Origin of the sequence: Echinicola rosea, from assembly GCF_005281475.1 — a bacterium.
Classification (GTDB): Bacteria; Bacteroidota; Bacteroidia; order Cytophagales; family Cyclobacteriaceae; genus Echinicola; species Echinicola rosea.
In genome coordinates this window covers 3,115,558-3,135,026 of record NZ_CP040106.1, presented here as the reverse complement: position 1 = coordinate 3,135,026, position 19,469 = coordinate 3,115,558, and the positions used below count along the sequence as shown (strand labels likewise).

Sequence of the window (19,469 nt, the reverse complement as noted above, 5' to 3'; positions counted from 1 at the left end):
AGTTTGCTTGAGGCATACTCCTTTCATGACCTTAAAGCATTCCCCACTAACCAACAATCTTCCCCATTCACTTTTTTTGGTACACCCTAACATAGTCCACAAGATACTCTTTTGGAAAGTCGGTTTTGGCAGGATCGCCACCATTCGAGCCAATGGCCAGATTCAACAGAATATAATGGGGCTGGTGAAAGGGGTTGCTGCCATCTGGGTTCAATGTGGTGGCCAAGTCTATTTCGTTGAGCAACTCCCCGTCCAGGGAAAGACGGATAGTTTCAGGTGTCCACTCCATTTTCCAGATGTGAAACTTTTCCGGCCAACTGGGATCTTTTTTCAAAAATTCCGAAAAGGGCACCTTTGCTTCATCCCAAGCCGCTCTTTTTTGTTCGTGTGCCCAGGCGGCGTTTGCCAAAATGGTCGATTGTCCATCGACGCGGTAATACTCCATGATATCCACTTCCCCATTGGCTGGCCAGCCCTTTGATTCTCCCAGGGTCCATATGGCAGGCCACATGCCCAGTGCAGTATCCAGCTTGGCTCTTACCTCTACTATTCCATATTGAAAGGTCTTTTTTCCGGCCGTATTGATGCTGGCGGAAGTGTATTCGGAATGGGGCCTGTTTTTCTTCCAGTCCCTGCTATTTTCTTCATAGCCAGTATTGGGTACCTGTTCTCTTTTCCCTTCAATCACTAGGAACCCTCCCTTTACATTGGCATTGTCCCTTTGGTACCATTGCAGTTCCCGGTTCCGGACAAAGCCCTCCTCGTAGGACCAGAACCTGCTGTCAGGCTTTCCATCGATATCAAATTCATCTTGCCATACCAACTCATACCCTTGGTAAGGTGAGTCAGGGGTTTCGGTTGAATTGTTCGAGGCATTTCCGCTGGCACACCCTGTAAGAAGCCAGGCACTACATATTGCTCCTAGCTGGATAGAAAATATTCTTCTCATTGGTCTAATAGGTTTATGATAGTAATTGTTCGTTTATTGATCGAAGAAATCCAAAGACCACTTCTCACGCCATGTCAGCTCTGGCTTCCCATCGTTAAATTCAATGGGCAACCAGACATACCTGCCATCAATGGCATTTTTCGGTTCCCAACGATCGCCCATAAAGATAAAGGCATCTTCCTTGCCCTGGACAGGAAGGATATAGGTACTTTGGGAATCGAAGGTTATGGAGGCCCCTTCCCCTTTTGCGGGGTTCCCCAAGGACTTCCATGGCCCCATGATGTGATCTGCCACAAAGGAACGTGCCGCATTGGGATCCCACCCGGTACAGCCTGAGGTGATCATATAGTATTTCCCGTCCTTTTTGAAGAGTGCAGGTGCTTCGTTATGGCCGGCCGGTTCCATCACTGCCCATTTCCCAGTAAATCCTAGGTAGTCATCAGTCAGCTCTGAAATGTGCAGGGTGAGGTTTTCTTCTGCGGAATGGATATGGTAGGCCTTTCCGTCATCATCGACAAAAAGTCCCATGTCCCTCGACATCTGCCCGGTACCGAAATCCCGTCTGATAAACAAGCCCTCGGCCACTTCCTTTTTCCATGTAGGACTCCAAGCTTCCAGGTCCGCTTCGGTCACTTCTTTAGATTTCCAAGGTTCGGGAAAATTTACCGGCCAGGTCCCGGCATTGGGCCGTAGTGACCTCAGGAAGGTATAGGGACCTTCCGGTCGGTCACTGACGGCCACCCCTGTACGTGCGGCATTATAGCCCTGATCTTTGAGTTCAAGATGGAACCACATCACAAATTTCCCAGTGGAAGCATTATAGATGACCTTTGGCCTTTCAATGACGCTCCCTTTTTCAATGTCCGAACCGCTTCCTTCGGCTGCGACTGGCAGGGCTACCCCCTCATCGGTCCAGTTATAAAGGTCTTGGGATGAATAGCACCTCACGCCCACATTGGCCCTGTTTCCGCCTCTGCCGGCAGTCTTATGTTCTCCAAACCAATAGTAGGTCCCGTTATAGAAAAGCACACCGCCACCATGGGCATTAATATGTGTTCCTTCCGTATCCTCCCATATCTTTCCAGGAGAAAAGTGCTGCTGTTTTGCGTGCTGACCTAACGCTGTGATGCTGATCAAACAGGCCATTGCCAGTATGGTAGTCTTTATCATTATCTTTATGGTTTCAAGGTTATTACGGTTACCATCCAGGTGTCTGGGAAAGGCTTCCTTTAGACTTGTTGATTTCTTCCGCTTGGATGGGATAGAGGTTCATTTGAGGGGCAAAGAAACGGTCATCCACCTCCACGTATTCCAAAGAGAACTCGTTCTCGGAGATTTTTTCCACTTGTACTCCTCGTACAGCGCTGTTGAAGTGGTCCATTCCAGTCATCCACCTTCTCACGTCCCAGTACCGATGCTCCTCAAATGCCAGTTCCACCCTTCGTTCGTTCCTGACCATGGTGCGAAACGCTTCCTTGCTGTCAGCGGTTACAGGGGGCATCCCTACGCCGGGCCGTGCTCTTAACGCGTTCAGTGACTCTCTTGCTGACCAGGGCATCATTTCCGAAGTTCCATCAGGACCATGTACCTCGTTCATGGCTTCGGCATAGTTCAACAATATCTCTCCATACCTGAAATAAATCCAGGCGTGGACACTGGTCCTGTTCTGCAGAAGGTCGAGGTTTTCATCCACATATTTCTTCTGGTAATATCCCGTTTTGGTAGCCCTGGCCCTTCCCGGACCATCCAGTCCCCCTCGCCAAATTTCCAAGGGTCGGCCCTTGTAGCTTGCCCCATGTGTCAGGATGGACATCTGCAAGCGGGGATCCCTATTTTGATAAGGGTGTTGGGGGTCGTAACGTTCATCCTCAGTGATGGAAAGGCCATTAATGGTCTGATAGGCATCCACCAGGTTTTGGGAGGGATTGGTGCCGCCCAATGCTCCGGTAAACCCTACAGGATACATGCTCCGCTCCAGGGAATTCGAGGCCGCATATCGGCGAGAAAGAATGATCTCTGTATTGTCACTGCTCCTGAACAGGTTGCCATAGTTATCAAACAACCCATACCTGCCACTGTTGATCACCTCATATGCCGCTTGGGCCGCACTTTGCCATTTGGACAGGTCATTTTCCGGATTGTGGAGCGGACTGGCTGCATACAGTAGGATCCTTGCCTTAAGTGCCATCGCTGCTCCAGTGGTCGCCCTGCCCAACATCCTGTTTTCGTCATATCCTTCCCAAGTGTCCCTCATTCCTTCCATAGCCAGGTCCAGTTCGGACAGCATATGATCCACACACTCCCCATACGGACGGCGCTCATATCCTGCCACGTCCTCTAGGTCCAACACCTCTTCAATAATGGGCACTTCTCCGTACCTTTTGGTCAGCTCAAAGTAAAAGAAAGCCTTTAGAAAATGTGCCTCTGCCCTTAACCATCCCAGGTCGTTTACCTGTGTCTGATAGGTCTGCTTGCCCTGTTCTGTAATGGTATCGCGCAGGATGGTATTTTCAAAGTCCACGGAATTTTCCAGAAACAGGTTGGCCTTTCTGATCCCATCATATAGGTTTCCCCATTGGTCATCAGGGTTGGAAAAGACGCCCCAATTGCCCTGTGCCAATTGTTGCACTTGGCCATCCTGTCCGGAATGCAGGGCGTCATCGGTTGCCGAGGCCAGTGTGCCCCCACCAAAACGGTCAAAGCCCGCCGGAAGGTGGCTGTAAATGCCTATTCCAAAATTCCTTATAGTGGTATAGGAGGAAAACACCTGTTCCTCGGTATAATTGGTATCCATTCTCCTGTCCAGCACATCTTCCACACATGCACAGGCAAGCAACAGTGCCAACATCGGTATCATTTGTTTTATGTTCATCATCATTGCGGGTTTATCGGTTTAAAACTGGACACTCAATCCTAAATTAAATGACTTTAACGGTGGATATCCCCCGTAACTTTCCGGATCTACCATTTCCATTTTGTCCCAGGTCAACATGTTTACCGCATTGGCAAACACCCTTACCCTATCCACGCTGATTTTTTCTGTCAGGCTTTCGGGGAGGGTATAGCCTAGCTCCACATTCCTCAAGCGCAGGACATTCCCCGATTCCTGCCAAAAATCCGAAGGCCGGTAATTGTGTGGATCGGAAAGTGTGGTCAACCGTGGATATGTGGCCGATCCGGCTGTTTCGGGCGTCCATCTCCCCAAGGCATTCACACCGATATTGGCGTCGTCCTGGAGGGCCCAGAAATAGGTCCCGTTAAGGGCCACATCCCTTCCTGCCAATCCGTAGAACAGCGCTTCCAGATCAAATCCCTTGTAGTTCATCCCCAGGGTAAAGGAATAGTTTACCATGGGTTGCCAAGGGTTACCAATGGACGTCTCATCGTTTTGGTCGACGGTTCCGTCACCGTTCAGGTCCCTATATTTTATATCGCCTGGCCTGACCGGTGCAAAGGCCGACGACACCACCCCGTCCCGAAGACTGCCATCGGCGTTGAAATCATCCTCTTGGTAAAAGCCATCTGACAACCAGCCAAAAGGCTGCCCTATGGGGTGGCCTGTCCGCTGCATATAGGATTCGGGATAGGTCATTTCCTGCATATCCATAATCTTGTTTTTCGCATAGGATACACTACCGCCAAGGTAGTATCCACCATTGCGGAAATTACCTTTATAAAGCAGGTTGACCTCAAAGCCCCTATTATGCACGGTGCCATAATTCAGGTAGGGAGCCGTTACGCCCAGGTAACCTGGGAAGATATTGGAGCCATCAATGGGGATATTATTGCGCCGGTTGTAAAACAGGTCAAGATTGACATCGAGTTTTTTGAACAATTGCCCATCCAAGCCAAAGTTGAACTTAAGGTCCTTTTCCCATCCGATATCGGGGTTTGCCAAGGGCCCCTCCACAATGGTGCCGATGGAATTGTTGTCCGCCCCGAGCCTGTAGTCCCCCGAATAGTAGAAATCCTGGGTATAGGCAAACCGGCTTCCGCCAAATTGGTCATTGCCGACAAGGCCTACCGAGGCACGGGCTTTAAGAAATGTAAGCACATTGTTCCCTTTCATGAAGTCCTCATTGCTGACCAGCCAAGCTGCCGACAGGGCCGGGAAGAACCCAAACCGGCTCCCTTTTTCAAACCGCTCCGAACCGCTATAAGAAAAGGCAAGTTCGGTGAAATAGGTATCCTTCACACCATATGACAACCTTCCCATGAGACGTTGCTGTGCGTAGGGCACATTGTTTCCTCCTACGAAGAGTACGTCCTGATGGTACATGAGCATGGCCGAAAGCTCACTGCTGTCCCAATTTTTGCGATAGTCCAATCCCACCTGTACACTCAACCTGTTCCATTGGTCATTCCCGCTTTCGTCCACGGTAAAACCTGTGTCCAGCCCCCGCTGGATATAGCGGTAATCCTCTGTGCCCTCTCCGGGCAAAAGTTCGTAAAACGCCAGGTTCCTGGTCCGGTTGTAATTCCCGCGATGCCAATTATTGATCCCCAGTGCCTGGGAAAACCGCAGGCCGGGAACAAAATCCCCCAAGTCCTCAGAAAGCCTGAGGTTTGCCATGATGTTTCTGTCATGTGAGGAAGTATATCCCCTGCCCAGTACGGAGGCTACGGGATTATCCGGATAAATGGTGTTCCCTCCCCAAGAACCATCGGGATTCCTTACCGGAAATGCACCTGCCGGATAGCGGGCCATGTTTTCCCATAGGGCTGCACCATTATAGTTTGGAAAATACCGGTCTTCTATTCTTCCTCCAAAATCCAGGGATGCAGCCACTTTTGGAGAAAGGGCTATATCGATATTTGACCTGAAATTCACCCGTTCAAAATGGGCATTGGAATTTTCCTTCCTGTCCCCATCGGTATTAGCGTACAGCCCTTGGTTCTGCAGGTAGCCCAACAGGATAAAATAACGCGTATTTTCACTCCCCCCGGAAAAAGAAAGGTTATAATCGCTTATGGGAGCACTTTGCTGCAACACCTGATCGTACCAGTTGACATCTGGATAAAGGTAGGTATCTGCCCCGTTGCGGTAGCCTTCTAACTGTTCTTCCGAATACCGCAAAGGGAGGCCATCGTTTGAAAGGGCTTCGTTATAAAGGCTGGCATATTGGGAGGCATTGACAAAATCGGGCAACCTGGTGGGTTTTTGGAACCCTGTCCTTGCGGTAAAACGGATCTGTGTATCCCCTGCACTTCCCCTCTTGGTCGTCACCAGCAATACGCCATTGGCTCCCCTCATACCGTACAGTGCTACTGCTGCGGCATCCTTGAGTACGGATACACTTTCGATTTCATAGGCAGAAAGCTGGTCAAATGAAGCCTCAAAACCATCTACCATGACCAAGGGAGTGGCATCGTTCATGGTCCCTAGGCCCCTGACCAATAGATTGGGCTCGTCATAGCCCGGTTCCCCCGAACCGTGCATGACCGTAAGGCCAGGGAGCCGGCCAAAGAGCGTATTGCTCAGGGTGGGCACAAAGGTTTTCTGCAAGGACTCACCGTTTATGGTTGCCATCGATCCCGTAACCCGGAGTGCCCGTTCGGTACCATAAGCAATATGGGTGTTCCTTTCATAGGAAGCGGGGATTGCGGTATTTTCCTTTTTTATCGAATCCCGCTCCATTGCAATGCTTGGAGCCATGGACTGGGACATGGAAGGAAAAGAAAAGGTAACGGATGCTGCCAACAGGCACCCCGCTGCCATCATCCGAGTTCCCGGTTGTTTTATATAGCTGATTAATGAATTTTTCATGGATTTTGGTATTTCAGATTTAACGATTTCCTGGAAATGCCTTAGGTTGCATTTCCCTTACCAACCTGGATTTTGCTGTAGGTAACCTTTATCGATTTCACTCTGCGGGATTGGGTACAGGTACATACGGTCCTCCCATACCCGAGACTCAAATGGCTCCCTACGGTACACCAAGTTCCCGGCTTCCTGTTCATAAAGGTTTAGTCCCCACATCTGGCCGCTCATGACTCCCTCTTGCCCTGCAATCCTACATCTCCTCACGTCAAAAAACCGGTGTTCCTCGAAGGCCAGTTCAATGGCCCTTTCCCGTTTGATTTCTTCCCTAAGCTTATCCTGGGTATTGTAGCGTGGGTCTGCGGCATCTATGGCCGGAATACCTGCCCTTTCCTTGATGGCATTCAGCGCTTCGATGGCCATCGGATCCAAGGGACTGGCTTCGTTTAGGGCCTCTGCATAATTCAGGTAAAACTCCGCCAGACGGAAGACCATCCAATGGAACTGGCCACCGCTCCAGTTGCCCCTTCCCAAGTACTTTTTCATGTAGCCTACTCCATTGACCGGGGCACCGTCCGACCAGGTGCCGTCCGTGCGCCTAAAAAATTCCCTCGTCCCAATCTCATCGTTCCATTTTGACCCGGAATAGAACACAGAATACTGGAAGCGAGGCTCCATGGCCTGCATTTTGGAGGTAAATTCGGCATAGCTGCCCTGGTCTTCCCATACCTGATCCTCCCCTGAAAGGGTATGGTATTGGTTGGCGTGGTTCAGGGTCACTCCGTGTCCATACCATCCTCCGTAGATCCCTCGGGGCATGACAAATTGCTGAAACATGGGGCTCCATGCACCCCACCATCCATTGGACTGGTTGGCTAGCAACATCTCCGGATTGCCCTGTACCTCTACGGCCTCTCGATAATTGGCTGCCGGATCTTCCGAAGCCCGTACCAGGTGGGTCCCGTTCTCAGCTGCCCAATCAAGAACGGCCTTGTTGGCCACTGCCGCTCTTTGCCACCGTTGCGCATCATAATCCCCATAGCCGGTCAGGGTTTCCTCCCCCGGCAGATAGGGTGCGTCGGTATTGTGCAATGGACTGGCCGCGTACAACAGTACCCGTGCCTTGAGTGCCAGGGCCACCCCTCTGGTAATCCGCCCCATGAATTCCGAAGGATAGCTGTCTGGAAGTACCTCGGCGGCAGCTTCACAATTATTGACGATAAATTCGACACATTCTCCATAGGTATTTCTCGGTAGCATGATGTCCCCAGAGGCACTCAGCACTTCGGTCACCAATGGCACTGCCCCATACCGTTTCATGAGTTCATGGTATTGGAGGCCCATCAGAACCATCGCCTCAGCTTTTAGCTGTTGTTTTTCACTATCGGGAATATCGGGTACCATGTCCACATTTTCGATAAAAATCCAAGTGTTCCTTATCCCCTTGTAGTGTGTGCCAAAATCGTCTTCCCTGTTGTCGGCGGTACTCCAGACCCCAGTGTTATGGTCATTTGAGGAAGGCCAAGTGTCGTACACGTCCCCTTCGTCACTTGCGGCCATCAACATGGAAGCATACATACCATTGTGCTTTCCCCAATCAATGGGAAATCCAAGTGGCATACAGCTGTTATAGGTTTCCCAAAGGAAGGATTCGGCCTGCACCCTATTGGAAAAGATGTCCTCTATGGATACATCATTGCTTTCTGGCTTGCCCAAAAATTCATCATCGCAGGAATACGACAGCAAACAGGCTGTGGCCATTCCCATATATAATATCGTTCTTTTTATGGCTTTCATCATCTTAAGGTTTACGGTTAAAAGCGGACGTTCAGTCCCAAGTTGTACACCCGCATCTGAGGGTAAAAACCACCCCTTCCTGCAGGTGCTTCAGGGTCAAAATTCACCATATCGCTCCAGGTCAACAGGTTGTTACCATTGGCAAATACCCGAAGGTTGGTCACTCCGAGCCTGTTCAAAAAACGGCTTTGGAAATTATAAGCGATCTCCGCATTTTTCAAGCGGATATAGCTGGCATCCTCCAACCAAAAATCAGAAGGTCGGTAATTATGCTTCCCTGATGTGGGGGACAGTTCCACCCGCGGATAGGTAATGGGAAGGTTCTGCTCATACCGCTCTTGCGTCCAACGTTCCAAGTGCCGGGAAGTGGCATTCCGCCAATCGGTATCAAATGCCCAGGCACCCATCTGGTCGATGTAAGTGGACACCCTGTCGGCACCTTGGAACAGCACCGAAAAATCAAAGCCCTTGTACTGTCCTCCAAAGGAAAGCCCATAGATGACCTGTGGGAAATTTGAATTCCCGATGGGCACTTCATCGTACTGGTCGATGGTACCGTCATCATTTTGGTCTATATAGCGGATATCCCCTACTTGGAGTTCGGCCGTAAATGCCGATGTCGGGGCCGATGCGAGCTCTTCTTCGGTATTGTAAAAACCATCGCTTTGCAATCCCCAGTATTGACCTACCGGATGCCCGGTACGCTGCAGCCATTCATGGGCCCTATTGGGCTCGTCCATGTACAGGATCTTGTTTTTGGCCAGGGAATAATTAGACTTTACCCAGTATTTGAATTCCCCGATTTGGTCGTTGAAGTTCACTTCCAGTTCAAAACCTTTGTTTTCCACTTTACCTATGTTCACTGGGGGCAGGTCAGCCTGCACCAAATCAGGCACGGTACCCAGGTACCAGAGGATATTGTCCCTTTTTTCGGCAAAGATATCGGCATTGATCCGGAGCTTGTCCTCAAAAAAACCGGTCTCTATCCCAAGGTTGAATTTCTTTGCCCTCTCCCAAGTAACATCAGGATTGCCCACTCGGCCTTCCTGGGATCCGGAATACCACTGGTAATTGTTTCCATATTGGCCAAAATGGTACCCTCCACTGTTGGGATAGAAGACTGATGGCAGGTAAAGGAACCGAGCCCCGCCGATCTTGTCGTTCCCTACTTCACCATACGAACCACGTATCTTGATATAAGACAAGAAATCTCCCGTTGGTATGAAGGACTCTTCGGTCAGCACCCAGCCCAAGGAAAAGGAAGGGAAAAAACCGAACCGCTTGCCTTCTGGAAAGTTTTCCGAACCATTATAGCCCATGTTGAATTCGGAAAGGTACTTTTCCTTATAGTTATAGGTCACCCTTCCGACCAGCCCCTGATAGCCTCTGGGCACGTTGTATTCCTGTCCGGGAGCGGTATAGCGTTCCTGCATATAAAGGGCCATACCAGTGATGTTGTGTTGCCCAAAACTGCGCGTGTAGTCCACAGCCCCTTCAAAATAGGTCTTTCTGTTCCTTCCATAGCTTTCACCAAAGGAAAACGGCGCATCCATCCCCTGGGGCAAAAACACCGGTTGGGTAGGGTCTTCTGGATCCTTTACGATCCGGTATTTCATGCTTTCCTTACTCCTGCTCACATTATGCTGGTAGTAGTTGTCATAGGCCACCATCCCCCGTACGCTCAATCCCTCTGTAATAAAGCCCAACTTGTGCTTTAGGCTCACATTGGTGTTCATGGTACTCCCGAAATTCCGTTGGTAGCCGTTATTGACAATGGCATCCAACGGGCTTCCCGAGCTGGAAGGAAGCCCTTCCACACCGGAGATCAGTTTCCCTTCAATGACCCCGGGATTCATCATGGGATTGGAATTAAGGATCCTGAAAAAGATTTCTCCTGCCCCGTAGCCTGGATAATTGGAATCGGTAAACTGGCCACTGAGCTTTACCGAAGCGGAAAAGTCCTTATTGAAGTCAATATCAAAATTGGAGCGGAAGTTATACCGCTTAAATTTTGGATTGGCCGAATAGGCTGTCTGCACATCTTGGACATCATATGCTCCGTTCTGGTCAAAATATCCAAGGGATACAAAGTACCGGGTGTTGTCCGTTCCCCCGCTGATATTAAAATTATGTTGTTGTTGGGCAGAATAGTCTTTTAGCACAAGGTCAAACCAGTCCACATTTGGATGGAAGTAGGGATCGCCCCCGTTCCGGTACAGTTCCAGCGAAGATTCACTAAAGTAAGGTTCCTGTCCGGAATTGACGCTGGCTTCGTTTCGCAGCATGGCATACTGATAGCTGTCCAGCAAATCTGGCAGTGAATTTGGACTTTGGAGCCCAAAATTGGCCGTGTAGTTGATCTCGGGCTTTCCCTTGCTACCGGTTTTGGTGGTGATAAGGATCACCCCATTGGCTCCCCGCACCCCAAATACCGCAGTGGCAGAGGCATCCTTAAGGATACTCAAAGTTTCGATTTCATGCGGATCGATCTGGTTAAGGTTGGAACGCTGAACGCCGTCCACCAAGATCAGCGGATCTGATTCGGCCCCTGTATTGAGGGTAGCAATTCCCCGGATTTTCAAACTGGATTGGTCATAGCCGGGTTCCCCACTGGACTGCACGGCAATAAGCCCTGGTAGCCGGCCTACAAGGGAGTTACTGATATTGGCCACTGGGCTCTGTACCAGCTCCTTGTCTCCAATGCTGGCCACCGCCCCTGTCATGGTCGCCTTCTTCTGCTCTCCAAATCCCACTACCACTACTTCGTCCAACGCCTGGAGGTCTGGATTCATTTCGACATCCAGCACCGTTCGGTTCCCAATGGCCATTTCCCTGGACTTATAGCCAATAAAGGTAAAGACCAAGGTGCCCGTGGAGGGCACGGTGATGGAGTACTTACCATCGATATCCGAAATGGTACCCTTTCCGGTACCTTTTAAAAGGATATTCACACCAGGCAAGGTGGTTCCATCTTCCCCAGAGGTCACTGTTCCGCTTACGGTAGTTTGCTGCCCGTAAGCAGCAGCACCGTGAAACAGCAACAGTAGCAGTTGGGCAAACAAGAGAATGCCCATGCACTGTAAATGTTTTCTCATTACATCAGTATTTTGGGTAAACAATAAATTCCAAGATCCGGACTACTTCCCCGATCTTTTCAAATTTGGCATGGAAAGCTCAACAATGGGCGGGGTTTTTTCGGCTAATAAGGGGGGTAAAATAACATTTGGGAAACATAAGTACCTGAATGGTAACCTGCAGGCAATATTATGGCTATAATTTTAAAAAGCCTGCATTCAGGATATACTGGCGTTCGGTAACCGCTCCCTTATATTTTTTCTGAAAGGCCGAAGGGGTCATGCCGTATTGCTGGCTGAACTGTTTCCTAAAATATTTAAGGTCGTGCCAGCCGGCGCTTGATACGGCTTCGTTCACCTGGGCATCGGTGGTGATCAGGGTAGTGGCGATCGCCCTTAACCTCACAAAGCGAATTATCTCGTTGACCGTTTTACCGGTGGCCAATTTTACTTTCCTGTACAACATGGAATGGCTCATGCACATGTCAACGGCCAGCACTTGGATGGAAAACTCTTCATTGTCCAGATTTTCTTCGATTACCTTTACCATTTTATCGATAAATTCCTTGTCTTCCTTGGATAGTTTCCTGTCCGTGGGTTTCTTGGAAACCGATGTCAGCAGATGTCGCTGAACCGATTCCTGCTGCCTCAGTATCCCTTTTACCCTGGCCATGAGGTAATTTTTATCAAAGGGTTTGGTAATGTAATCATCGGCTCCTACTTCAATGCCTTTGAGCTTGACGCTGTCTGAGGCACTGGCCGTCAGGAGCACCATTGGAATATAGCGATATTCCTCCCTGGATTTCAGCTCCTTGCACAACTCCACACCATTCATTCCTTTCATGACCACATCGGAAATTATCAGGTCGATCTCTTGTCCTTCCACAATTTCAAGTGCCTGCTCTGCACTCTCTGCCAGCACTACTTGAAACTGTGTTTCAAAAATTTTCTTGATATATTGGCGGAGCTGGGGATTATCATCGACTGCCAGCACCCTTTTTTTGGCCGTCACGACTCCATCGGTGATCGTGACCAGCCCGTCCCCTGTTTCCGTTTTTTGGGGCATGTGGTTATTTTCAAAATCAAGCAGTTCCTCCAGGAATACCATTTGTTCCCCAACGTCCTCATGGACCAGGCCGTCCGGGACATGGGATTTACCGGTAGGCAAGCCAATGGTAAACTTTGCCCCTCCCCATTTGCTGTAGGTAAGGTCAATGGATCCCTTATGCTCTTCAACAAGCTTTTTCACCAAATAGAGTCCAATTCCAAACCCCTTTGCCCCTGATTGGGAATTCCCCTGGTAGAACAGGTCAAATATCCTTTCACGGTCCTGCTCTCCAATTCCCTTTCCGTTGTCCTCCACCGTTACCATAAACCTATTAGAGGCCTGTATGGCACTGACCAAGACCTTTCCCGTATGAGGGGACACAAATTTCAGGGCATTGGATACCAGATTAAACACCGCAATTTCCAATTTCTGCCGGTCTGCTATAAGTTCGAAGGAATCAAGGTCTGCATGGAATTGATAGGAAATGTCCAACCCCTTGGCATGGTGGATAAAACAGGTAAACACTTCCTTACAAAGACCAATGGCGTCCAGCTTTACCATTTTGACATTCCCCACTTCGGTCTGAACCTTCCTGAAGAGCAGCAGTTGGTCCACCAGGCTTAGAAGTCTTTTCGAGTTCCTATAGACCACCTCAACGGCCCCCGCTTCCAACTGTTTCCGTTCCCCGTACATCACCTCCCTTAACGGGTTGATAATCATAGTCAACGGAGACCTGAACTCATGGGATATATTGGTGAAGAAATTCATTTTTTTTTCGTTGAGTTCCTTTTCCCTGTGGGCCATTTCCCTAGACAGGCTTACCTGGTACTTCAGCTTGTCCTGTTTTCTTTGGTAAAGGACCAATATGCCTGCCAATCCCCCAACAATGACAATATAGAGTCCATAGGCCCACCAGGTCCTGTACCACGGTGGCAGAATGACAATAGGGAGCGAAACCACCTGGGGGCTCCATTCTCCCTGAGCATTAGTTGCCCTAACATGAAAAGTATATTCCCCTTCCCTAAGCTTGGAATAATTGGCCATTCTGGAATTCTTGACAAAGTGCCACTTCTCGTCCCAACCCTCCATGTGGTATGCGTATTCTATCTTTTCGGGATGTGCGTACTCCAATGCCAAAAAATCCAGGGAGACCATGGATTGGTCATATGGTAGTTCAAGCTTGTCAAGGGAAAATATGGTATTGCCGTCAGGGTGCCCTGGTTGGTTATTCACCCTAAGTTGGGTAAGGTGAATGCTGGGAAAACTCCTTTCCCATTCTTGGTGCAAGGGATCTATGAGGTTAAAACCCTTTATGCCACCAAAGACCAATTTCCCATCATAGAGCCTTGTCCCGGCGTTGTAATTGAACTGGTTGCTCTGCAGTCCGTCAGAGGCAAAAAAACTAGTGAATTTTTCCCCTATGGGATCAAATTTTGCCAACCCCCTGTAGGTGCTCATCCAAACCTTTCCGTGTCCGTCACCCACCAATTTCAGAACCGAATTATTGGGCAGCCCCTCTTCCTGAAGATAGGTTTTGACAGTCCCCCTCTCCCTGTCGAGCCTCCAGACCCCACTGCCTTCGGTAGCCACCAAAAGGTCTTCCGGCCCTAGGGACAGGATATCCCTGACAGGATAGCCTATATCGATTACTTCATGGTCCTGCTCCTTGGATAGGTCGAGCTTCACCAAATGGTCAAAAGTCCCTACCCAGTAATTCCCATTATGGTCTTGGGCCATCGAGATGATCCCATATATCCCCACGTCCACAAAGTCAAAACGGTCCTTTCGACTGTTATACCGATAGAGCCCTTCCCCGTTTGAGGTAGCCGCCCACAAATCACCTGACCAGTCCTTGAACAGGACCCAAATGTACCAATGAGCCATACCCTCCGGGTTGCTCAGGGTATAGGGGACGAAGGTATCGGCTCCGCTATCATACCTGCAAACGCCCCCACCGTATGTAGCAAGCCACAGGTTGTTTTCCCCTTCCACGATGGCCGTTACGAAATCATTTGGAAGAGAGCCCGGCTTTCCGCTATGGTGGCGGTAATTGGTGAACCGGTCACGCTTCCGGTCCCATATGCTTACTCCGCCTCCGTCAGTACCGACCCATAGGCTGTCACGACTGGTTTCACAAAAAGAAAGGATAAAATCGCTCGGCAGGCCATTTTCCTGATTATCGGGGTTATCGATGGTAATGAACCGGTTTTGCTTCTTTTCAAGGATATTGATCCCTCCCCTCAGGGTGCCTACCCATTTCCTTCCCTGTCGGTCAAGGGCCAGGCCATATACGGCATTGCTGACCAAATCGGATGCGACAGTACCTTCTTTCAGATAATAGGATTTTTTCGATCCCTTTTCCAAAACCAGCAACCCGTTTCCATCCGTGGCGACCCATATCTGTCCGTCATCTGCGACGTTCATGATATCTGTAATCTTGTTTTTGGTAATTTGTGCTGGATATAAATACCAATCCTTCTTTTGGACATGGAAACGGGCCAAGCCATAGTCCGAGCCAATCCAAATATCCCCCTCGCTGTCCAGCTCGATACAGTTGGCGCTTTTTATATCCTTTAATACCACCTTAAAGCAGTAATCCTCCTTTTTCCTTACGGCCAGTCCATATCCTTGGATAAAGGTCCAGATATTTTGGTCCTTGTCCACTACTGTTCCCTGGGCATGGTAATCATAATGCCGTTCCCCTGCATCCCACAAGGGAACCCTTGATAGTGGACCGCCATCAGTCCGTACCATCACTCCCTGTCCTGCCGTAGCCACTACAATTTTGCCGTGCCTACCGGTGATGTCGTTGATGTTGGCCGTGAGCTTATGCCTTCTCTTGGTTTTGGGATCCAGGTAATACCTTGCTTGGAACTTCCCTGTGTGGTAATCATAAACACTGAGGCCTCTTTTGGTGCCCACCCATACCTCGTTCCGGTGGCCGTAAATGCTCACGATCCGGTTATGGACCAAGGATGAACTGTCCCTAGGCTGATTCCTGAACACCAAAAAGTCATATCCGTCATACCTGTTCAGGCCATCGTAGGTACCGATCCATACGAACCCCTTCTTGTCCTGGTAAATAGCCGTTACCGCATTATTGGACAGGCCGCTTTCTATCCCAATATAATTTCGTTCGTACCCTGTCAGCCTTATCGGAGCATCCTCCTGTCCAAGGACCAATTGGACGGAGAGACAAAATATAAAAAGGAAAGGTATCCGGAGCATCATGTAGTAACTTGTTCTATAAGCAGAATGAAGATATCAAACATCTACAAACATACAAAAGTAAACCTTCCAAATACCGACCACCATTACCCATTCATTGTACAATATCACCCAATACCAATATTAAAATTATGAGATTGGCGTATTTAATAATTCCTGAACACCAATCAAATGTACTATCAGGCTTTTCATCAACTTACCAATGGTACCGCTTCAAAACAGGCTGAGGAAGGGCTATTTAAGTCTCTGGATACTAAGGGGCTGCTGGAATTGTTTGGTTAAAAAGAACTCCTCTATTAATCGTAAGGTCGGCAAGTAAATTTTACTGCCCAACTTTTAATATGATTTCTATGGGTTAAGCATCATTGAGATTCACTTGAATTATCATCAATTTCCCTCCGAAATTTAATTTTCTGATGGACATCAGCGAGGGTAATACTAGTCAAAAAATAGGTAAGTGATGGTCATAAATATTTAACCCTGACATTGTTTTTTCATATCTTGCTGAAAAAGGATGTATAAATAATAGATTACAAAGCATATATCACCATCGATCCCAATATCCGATTTGGAAAACCAGTCATTAAAGGAAGTAGAATAGCGGTATATGATGTTCTAAGCTGGCTGGCCAATGGAATGATTTATGAAGAGATAATGGAAGATTTTCCCGAAATAAGCAAGGAACATATCCAGGCCTGTCTTGCCTATGCTGCTGACAGGGAGCATAAAATCCGGGTAGCTTGATGAAAGTATTGTTTGACCAAAATGTTTCTTTCCGGATAGTTAACCTTTTAAAAGACCATTACGCAGAAGCCAAACAGGTTAAGTTGCTCGGATTGGAAAATGCCAGGGATTTGGAAATCTGGGAATACGCAAAACAAAACAATTATACAATTGTAACTTTTGATGCTGACTTTTATGAATTGGCAAATATCAAGGGGCATCCACCTAAAATCATATGGTTGAGAATGGGTAACACCTCCACCAAAAGTATAGCTGAAATAATGATAAGCATGATAACTGCGATAGCTGATTGTTTTCTTAAAGTGGAAAAGACAAATAGCATTAAAAAGCCCTGAAAGGACGTAATAACCTTAGCCATGGGCAATACCCTTGGTAAACATCAAAAATAACCTCATTGTTTTAGCAGCATAAAAAGATTAAGACTAAAACAGGTAGAACTTTTTTCATCTATTCAATTTTAAAGTGAGCATTTATTTTAGAACTGTTTAGAATAAATTCTTTATCTCCATAGGTGATTTCAAAATTCATTGGCATAGAAATAAAATATTCTCCTTCATACAGCTCCTCTCCACCTCTGCTTTTACAAAATGGATATGTTCTTAGTTACCAACCTCAAGTCAAACTTTCCGAAGTTCCGAAGATAACTTCTTCCAAAGAAGCCTATAACGTACTTTTGGAAAACTGGGACAAATCAAAGCTCCAATTCGTGGAGCAGTTTAAAGTCATTTTACTTAACCGATCCAACAGGGTATTGGGAATAGTCAACATATCGACTGGTGGAACTCCCGGAACAATCGCTGACCCTAAACTTGTCTTTGCTGCAGCTTTAAAGGCCAACTCTTCAGGACTGATCATGGATAAAGCGCAGATTTTTGCAAATAAAAAAGCCACTTACGATTATAAATTGTAAGCGGCTTTTATCCGTGGGAAATACTGGGCTCGAACCAGTGACCCCTACCTTGTCGAGGTAGTGCTCTAAACCAACTGAGCTAATCTCCCGAGAAAATAAAAAACCCCGGCTTCCCGGGGTTCGTGGGCCCACCTGGGCTCGAACCAGGGACCCCTTGATTATGAGTCAAGAAAGTAATATGAATTTTTAAAGTTACAAATATTAATACAATTGATTTTCAGTGCTTTATGAAATATCATTTATTGTCTATTTACCTATTTTTATATGTTTTTGGGCTATTCCTTTTGCAAATTTTTTGCAAATATTATATTTGATATATGACAGACAATAAGAGAGTTAAATCAGAAAGAGAGGTTATTTTATCTCTTGATCTGGACACAAGACGGACAAAGTCCAATGGACTATTCCCTTTGAAGATAAGATTGTACTCTGTAGCTACCAAGAAAAACAAATATTATGGGACTGGTTATGATATGAATACGGAAACCTACAAGAAGGTCTTTGAAACAGTAAGACCTCGTAAAGAGGAAAAAGCTCTTAGGGAGGAAATTCAATCCTTACTGTTAGACTACAAACGAGTTGCCGAATCCATAGAAGATTTTACTTTTGATAAATTTGAGGAAACCCTATTTAAACCCAAAGGTGATGTCTTGGATGTCTTTTACCAATACGAGCTCAAAATCCAGGAATTGGAAGAAAAAAATAAATTGGGTACCAAGGAGAGCTACTTGTTTAGCTTAAAATCAATCCAAAGGTTTTTAAAAGCCACCAAAAACAGGGTTCCTAAACAATTGTATTTTTCTGAAATTACTCCCCGGTTTTTAGAAAAGTACGAAAGCTGGATGATCTCAAATGGAAAATCAAGATCATCTGTAGGGATTTACCTTAGACCCCTTAGGCATATCTTCAATAAAGCCAATCCTTCAAATTATCCTTTTGGGAAAGATGGATACACCATACCCAAAGGAAGAAACAAAAAGAAAGCCATTAACAAAGAAGGATTAAAGAAACTATTTGAATCCAATCCACAAAATGACTTCCAACAGAAAGCCAAAGACTTTTGGTTTTTCTCCTACGTCTGCAAAGGCATGAACATGAAAGATATCATCTACCTCAAATGGAAGCAAGTAAACAGGAATCATTTGGAATTTATAAGAGAAAAGACAAAAGACACCTCAGATTCCCAATTGATTATTCGAGTACCCCTTTCCGATTTCTCTAAAAAAGTAATCAAGAAATATGGAGGTAGACAAAAAGGGCAAGAAGATTATGTTTTCCCTGTGCTCAATCATCAAATGAATGAAGAGGAAAAATTCAAAGCGAAGCAAAACTTCACTAGATTAGTAAACCAACACATGAAGCGTTTTGCAAAACATGCCGGATTTGAAGAGGATATCAGTACCTATTGGGCAAGGCACAGCTTTGCTACCATGGCCATCAGGAAAAATGCATCAATTGAATATGTCGGTGAATCGCTAGGCCATTCTGATATTAAGACCACCAAAGCTTACATTGATAGTATTCTGGATGAGAAAAGTGATCAGAAATTAATTGATGGGATGATGGATTTTGACTAATCTAGATTTCTACCATTTATAGGACTTTAGAGGATTTGGCTGGACTGAATTTGAACCATTTGGCGGAGGATTTGAGGTTGTTAAACTGGTCTTTGTAAGCTAATTTATGAGAAATATTGTGTTCAGTGAAGGAGCCTCTATTGAACAAATGTCGAACCTTTTTCTACGGGATTTACGATTGTTAGAGGGGCTTTATGCTATGCTTAAATCTAAAAATTTGATTTAAGCATAGTTTGCTTTCATAAAATTCTCTAGCCAGAGAGAAGTGCTGGAATATTGTGGTTTTGCCAAAATACCTCAAGCTCAAATAATATCCTTTAATCCTGTTTTAAGGAGCTGACTGGACTGAACTTGAACCATTTGGTGGAGGATTTGAGGTTG

11 protein-coding genes and 1 tRNA gene are annotated in these 19,469 nt (G+C 47.1%); 4 read left to right on the top strand and 8 right to left on the bottom strand.

Annotated features, from left to right (window positions below; genetic code table 11):
• Positions 1 to 67 precede the first annotated feature (67 nt).
• The 7 genes from FDP09_RS12615 to FDP09_RS12585 all read right to left on the bottom strand — a co-directional run bounded on the left by FDP09_RS12615 (position 68) and on the right by FDP09_RS12585 (position 15,860).
• Positions 68 to 949, bottom strand: a complete 882-nt coding sequence (locus FDP09_RS12615) for a glycoside hydrolase family 16 protein (protein ID WP_137403001.1) — start codon at positions 947 to 949, stop codon at positions 68 to 70.
• A 33-nt stretch (positions 950 to 982) separates the two neighbouring features.
• Positions 983 to 2,119: a glycoside hydrolase family 43 protein gene (locus FDP09_RS12610; protein WP_137403000.1), complete on the bottom strand. Its 1,137-nt coding sequence runs from the start codon at positions 2,117 to 2,119 to the stop codon at positions 983 to 985.
• A 28-nt stretch (positions 2,120 to 2,147) separates the two neighbouring features.
• Entirely contained in the window at positions 2,148 to 3,821 is a 1,674-nt protein-coding gene (locus FDP09_RS12605) for a RagB/SusD family nutrient uptake outer membrane protein (protein ID WP_187328669.1), read from the bottom strand.
• Positions 3,822 to 3,842: 21 nt separating this feature from the next.
• The gene (locus tag FDP09_RS12600) at positions 3,843 to 6,716 is read right to left on the bottom strand and encodes a SusC/RagA family TonB-linked outer membrane protein (RefSeq protein WP_137402998.1); all 2,874 of its coding nucleotides are present in this window, start codon (positions 6,714 to 6,716) and stop codon (positions 3,843 to 3,845) included.
• Positions 6,717 to 6,773: 57 nt separating this feature from the next.
• A complete protein-coding gene (locus FDP09_RS12595) occupies positions 6,774 to 8,510 on the bottom strand; it encodes a RagB/SusD family nutrient uptake outer membrane protein (RefSeq protein WP_137402997.1) in 1,737 nt (578 codons plus the stop codon).
• Between the two features lie 14 nt (positions 8,511 to 8,524).
• A complete protein-coding gene (locus FDP09_RS12590) occupies positions 8,525 to 11,602 on the bottom strand; it encodes a SusC/RagA family TonB-linked outer membrane protein (protein ID WP_137402996.1) in 3,078 nt (1,025 codons plus the stop codon).
• Positions 11,603 to 11,777: 175 nt separating this feature from the next.
• Positions 11,778 to 15,860 (bottom strand): hybrid sensor histidine kinase/response regulator transcription factor, encoded by a 4,083-nt coding sequence (locus tag FDP09_RS12585; RefSeq protein ID WP_137402995.1) that lies wholly within the window; start codon positions 15,858 to 15,860, stop codon positions 11,778 to 11,780.
• 519 nt (positions 15,861 to 16,379) lie between these two features.
• Between FDP09_RS12585 and FDP09_RS12580 the strand changes: the two genes are divergently transcribed.
• The 3 genes from FDP09_RS12580 (at position 16,380) to FDP09_RS12570 (ending at position 17,511) form a co-directional block, all read left to right on the top strand.
• On the top strand, positions 16,380 to 16,601 hold the full coding sequence (locus FDP09_RS12580; protein WP_317130442.1) for a DUF433 domain-containing protein: 222 nt from the start codon (positions 16,380 to 16,382) through the stop codon (positions 16,599 to 16,601).
• Positions 16,601 to 16,936 (top strand): DUF5615 family PIN-like protein, encoded by a 336-nt coding sequence (locus FDP09_RS12575; RefSeq protein ID WP_137402994.1) that lies wholly within the window; start codon positions 16,601 to 16,603, stop codon positions 16,934 to 16,936. The genes FDP09_RS12580 and FDP09_RS12575 overlap by 1 nt, the downstream gene beginning before the upstream one ends.
• Positions 16,937 to 17,112: 176 nt before the next feature.
• Positions 17,113 to 17,511 (top strand): JAB domain-containing protein, encoded by a 399-nt coding sequence (locus FDP09_RS12570; protein WP_229683442.1) that lies wholly within the window; start codon positions 17,113 to 17,115, stop codon positions 17,509 to 17,511.
• 14 nt (positions 17,512 to 17,525) lie between these two features.
• On the opposite strand, the gene FDP09_RS12565 is transcribed toward FDP09_RS12570, so the two are convergent.
• Positions 17,526 to 17,600, bottom strand: a tRNA-Val gene (locus FDP09_RS12565).
• A 228-nt stretch (positions 17,601 to 17,828) separates the two neighbouring features.
• On the opposite strand from FDP09_RS12565, the gene FDP09_RS12560 reads away from it, so the two are divergent.
• The gene (locus FDP09_RS12560; protein WP_137402993.1) at positions 17,829 to 19,088 is read left to right on the top strand and encodes a tyrosine-type recombinase/integrase; all 1,260 of its coding nucleotides are present in this window, start codon (positions 17,829 to 17,831) and stop codon (positions 19,086 to 19,088) included.
• Positions 19,089 to 19,469 lie beyond the last annotated feature (381 nt).

Bases quoted from the DNA above. Each gene is read 5' to 3' on its own strand.
- FDP09_RS12615 (WP_137403001.1), bottom strand. From the start codon at position 949: ATGAGAAGAATATTTTCTATCCAGCTAGGAGCAATATGTAGTGCCTGG.
- FDP09_RS12610 (WP_137403000.1), bottom strand. From the start codon at position 2,119: ATGATAAAGACTACCATACTGGCAATGGCCTGTTTGATCAGCATCACA.
- FDP09_RS12605 (WP_187328669.1), bottom strand. From the start codon at position 3,821: ATGAACATAAAACAAATGATACCGATGTTGGCACTGTTGCTTGCCTGT.
- FDP09_RS12600 (WP_137402998.1), bottom strand. From the start codon at position 6,716: ATGAAAAATTCATTAATCAGCTATATAAAACAACCGGGAACTCGGATG.
- FDP09_RS12595 (WP_137402997.1), bottom strand. From the start codon at position 8,510: ATGATGAAAGCCATAAAAAGAACGATATTATATATGGGAATGGCCACA.
- FDP09_RS12590 (WP_137402996.1), bottom strand. From the start codon at position 11,602: ATGAGAAAACATTTACAGTGCATGGGCATTCTCTTGTTTGCCCAACTG.
- FDP09_RS12585 (WP_137402995.1), bottom strand. From the start codon at position 15,860: ATGATGCTCCGGATACCTTTCCTTTTTATATTTTGTCTCTCCGTCCAA.
- FDP09_RS12575 (WP_137402994.1), top strand. From the start codon at position 16,601: ATGAAAGTATTGTTTGACCAAAATGTTTCTTTCCGGATAGTTAACCTT.
- FDP09_RS12560 (WP_137402993.1), top strand. From the start codon at position 17,829: ATGACAGACAATAAGAGAGTTAAATCAGAAAGAGAGGTTATTTTATCT.